Genomic DNA, 3,257 nt, shown 5'->3' on the forward strand with positions numbered 1-3,257 from the left:
TTTTGCCCAACTTTTCGATGCTTGATTCGACCGTTTTGGTTTTTATAAAGAAGCCCATTCCCTTAAGACCAAGAACAATGTTTTCGGCGACCGTGAACGACGGTACTACCGTGAAGTGCTGCTGAACCATACCTATCCCGTATTTCAGAGCATTGTGGGGAGAAGAGATGGAAATCTGCTTGCCCTCCATGAATATCTCTCCCTCATCGGCCTTGTATATACCGAACAGAATATTCATGAGTGTGGTCTTTCCGGCTCCATTTTCTCCAAGAAGAGCATGAACTTCGCCTTTTTTTAGGTCAAGAGAGATATTTTCATTTGCTATTACACCGGGAAAGGCTTTGGTGATGTTTCTCATTTCTAGGATCGGAAGATCGGCCAAGTAATATCACTCCAAAGAAAGAAATCGAGGGGCCTGGCGGCCCCCCAAAACTATCACTGAATCTTTCCAACTACATTGTTTACGAACCAGTCCATGCTAAGAAGCTCTGCGTCAGTTGGTCTTTCGCCTTCAGCATACCTTAGAGCTCCTGACTGATCGTAGACTGGACCGTCAAACGGGTGGAACAGACCCTGAACTATTGCTTCTCTCATGGTCATCACGAGTTTTGCCACACCATCTGGAACAAGATCGGATACAAAGATGTCGACAACACCTTCTTTGATCCCTCCCCAGTACTGTTCATTGGTCCAGGTTCCGTCCATGACATTTCTGACTACATATTCATAAAATGGACCCCAGTCCCAAACGGGGGCTGCGAGGAAAGCATTTGGCGCGAAGGCACTCATGTCACTGTTGTATCCTATTGAAAAGACACCTCTATCTTCTGCTGCCTGCTGGGGAGCCGGTGAATCCTGATGCTGTGTTATCAAGTCTGCACCAATATCCAGAAGTGATTCCGCTGCCTCTTTCTCTCTTGCCGGATCAAACCAGGTGTTGGACCAGACTACATGGACCTTTGCCTCGGGGTTAACGTACTGGACACCCATCGCAAAGGCGTTAATTCCACGTATTACCTCAGGTATTGGATAGGCGGCGACGTAACCAATAATGTTGGTTTTCGTCATTGCTCCTGCGATCAGACCGCTAAGGAATCTCGGCTCATACATTCTTCCAAAATAGGTGCCGAGATTATCGGTGGTCATGTAACCGGAACAATGCATAAACGTTGAATTCGGGAAGGCCTGTGATACCTTTACCATACTGTCCATGTAGCCGAAGCTGGTCCCGAAGATGAGGTCGTATCCTCTTTGGGCATAACCTCTAAATACAACTTCCGCCTCAGCTCCTTCAGGTACGCTCTCAATGAAATCAGTAACGATTTGATCGCCGAAGACTCTTTCCAGGTGTAGTCTACCCTCGTTATGCATTGTGCTCCAGCCACCATCGCCCACCGGTGCAACGTAAACGAAGGCTACTTTTAGTGGTGCTGCCAGAAGAGCTGCAGCAATCAGAATCATTGAGAAAAACAGAAAGATCTTCCTCACTGTCATTACCCCCTTTGTAGTGGAATAGGTTATCCTGACGTAGAAATTATACATTTATGAGCTTGCCAATCCAAATTGAAAGAGACGACCAAACTAGAAAACGACTGGGTGTATAAACTCATTAGAACAGCTTTTGGCAACATTTGAGCCATCCTTCTTATTAAGTTAATTTTAGAGTTCGCTGCATAGTGGTAAAATATCATGAAAGAAGTGTTGATATTGATACAGCTGAAGGAGGGTAACTATGATTACAGCTAGAATGGAAAAGGAAATCAATAACCAGATAAAGGCGGAATTCGAATCTGCGTTTATCTACATGAGCATGGCTGCCTGGTCTCACAAGAATGGATACTTTGGGGCCGAGAACTTCATGTGGAAGCAGGCAAAAGAGGAAGAAGAGCACGCGATGAAGTTTATACAGTATCTTAAAGACGTCGATGCAACTGCGGAGATCCCGGGCATTGAAAAACCAAACGGAGAATACGAGTCTTTGCTGGACGTTTTTGAAAAGGGGTTGGAGCATGAGAAGTACATTACTTCCAGGATCCACAACCTTGTGAAAATCTCCGAAGAAGAGGGGGATTACGCAACGAACGACTTCATCCAGTGGTATGTTACCGAGCAAGTCGAAGAGGAAAGGAATTTCAGAGATGTTGTGAAAAGACTGAAGATGGTTGGAAATCAAGCCAACGGGATCTTCATGATTGATTCTCAACTTGGCGAAAGATAATCTTGTGCGGGATGACCTGTCATCCCGCTTTCCTTTCTGTCGAGATTCTTGTTCTCGGACCTGAGAGGGTGATTTAGATGAGAAAGCTTCTTGCTTTGATACTTACCGTTTCCGTTCTGACAATGGCTCTGGCTTCTTATTTTCGCCTTACGATTCTCCACACCTCCTTTGTTCCCGCTAATACTGCTCCCTTTGATTATTCCTCTGGGAAGAGCGAAGACGTCTTTCCGGCAAGACTGGCTGCTTTTGTCAATCAGATGAGACTTTTCAATCCAAACACGTTGTTTATAGATACTGGAAATTTGATTCGGGGAACGCCTCTCTCTTACTATTCGGCTAAAATAGATTACTGCAATTTGAATCCATTTGTTGAGGCGATGAACGCTATCGGTATCAACGCATCACTCATCGGGAGTGAAGAGTTCATTTATGGACCAGGTTTCCTTGAAGAAGCTATTTCGGCTTCTGAGTTTCCTCTTCTCTCGGCAAATATCGTCTTTAAATCTTCAGGAGAACCGGTTTTCTCGCCCTTTGAAGTAGTCGAGATACAAGACGATGGCGAGAAGCTAAGAGTTGGCATCGTTGGTCTTGTGACGGAAGTTATTCCGCCCTGGCAAGAGGCCGAGTTTTTTGCCGGTCTATCCTTCGTTGACCCTGTCGATGCGGCTGGTGATTATCTCGGCAAGCTTAGAGAAGAGGTAGACGTTTTGGTTCTGGCATATCGTGGGAGTAATGAAGAAGCCCGTAAGATTGTGAAGGCTCTTAGGGAAATAGATGTATTCTTGAAAGGCCCACAACTTACAACTAAATCGGCAATCGTTGATGGAGTTGTGATCTCTGGGCCCGGATATATAGACGAATCCGTGAGTAAGATCGATATCTATCTAGAAAAGACGGGTGAAGGCTGGAAGATTCATGATAGATCGGTTGATGAGTTTTCGATGTCTGGTTTCCTTCCTGACGAATCCGTTGTTGAGATCTTTAGAGGTTATAATGATCAAATCCAGAAGCTTCTGGATACAAGAGTTGGTTTTGCAGT

The 3,257-nt window shown here is 45.2% G+C and carries 4 protein-coding genes; 2 read left to right on the forward strand and 2 right to left on the reverse strand.

Annotated features, from left to right (window positions below; genetic code table 11):
- Positions 1 to 382: ATP-binding cassette domain-containing protein (locus BG32_RS01520; RefSeq protein WP_121526291.1), on the reverse strand; the 382-nt coding region annotated here is incomplete at its 3' end.
- A gap of 53 nt (positions 383 to 435) precedes the next feature.
- Positions 436 to 1,488 (reverse strand): BMP family ABC transporter substrate-binding protein, encoded by a 1,053-nt coding sequence (locus tag BG32_RS01525; RefSeq protein WP_409072641.1) that lies wholly within the window; start codon positions 1,486 to 1,488, stop codon positions 436 to 438.
- Positions 1,489 to 1,732: 244 nt separating this feature from the next.
- Between BG32_RS01525 and BG32_RS01530 the strand changes: the two genes are divergently transcribed.
- Entirely contained in the window at positions 1,733 to 2,218 is a 486-nt protein-coding gene (locus BG32_RS01530; RefSeq protein WP_014730734.1) for a ferritin, read from the forward strand.
- A 77-nt stretch (positions 2,219 to 2,295) separates the two neighbouring features.
- Positions 2,296 to 3,257 (forward strand): bifunctional metallophosphatase/5'-nucleotidase (locus BG32_RS01535; protein ID WP_409072642.1); only part of this gene is annotated, 962 nt, incomplete at its 3' end.

Origin of the sequence: Mesotoga sp. HF07.pep.5.2.highcov, from assembly GCF_003666285.1 — a bacterium.
GTDB classification, from domain to species: Bacteria; Thermotogota; Thermotogae; order Petrotogales; family Kosmotogaceae; genus Mesotoga; species Mesotoga prima.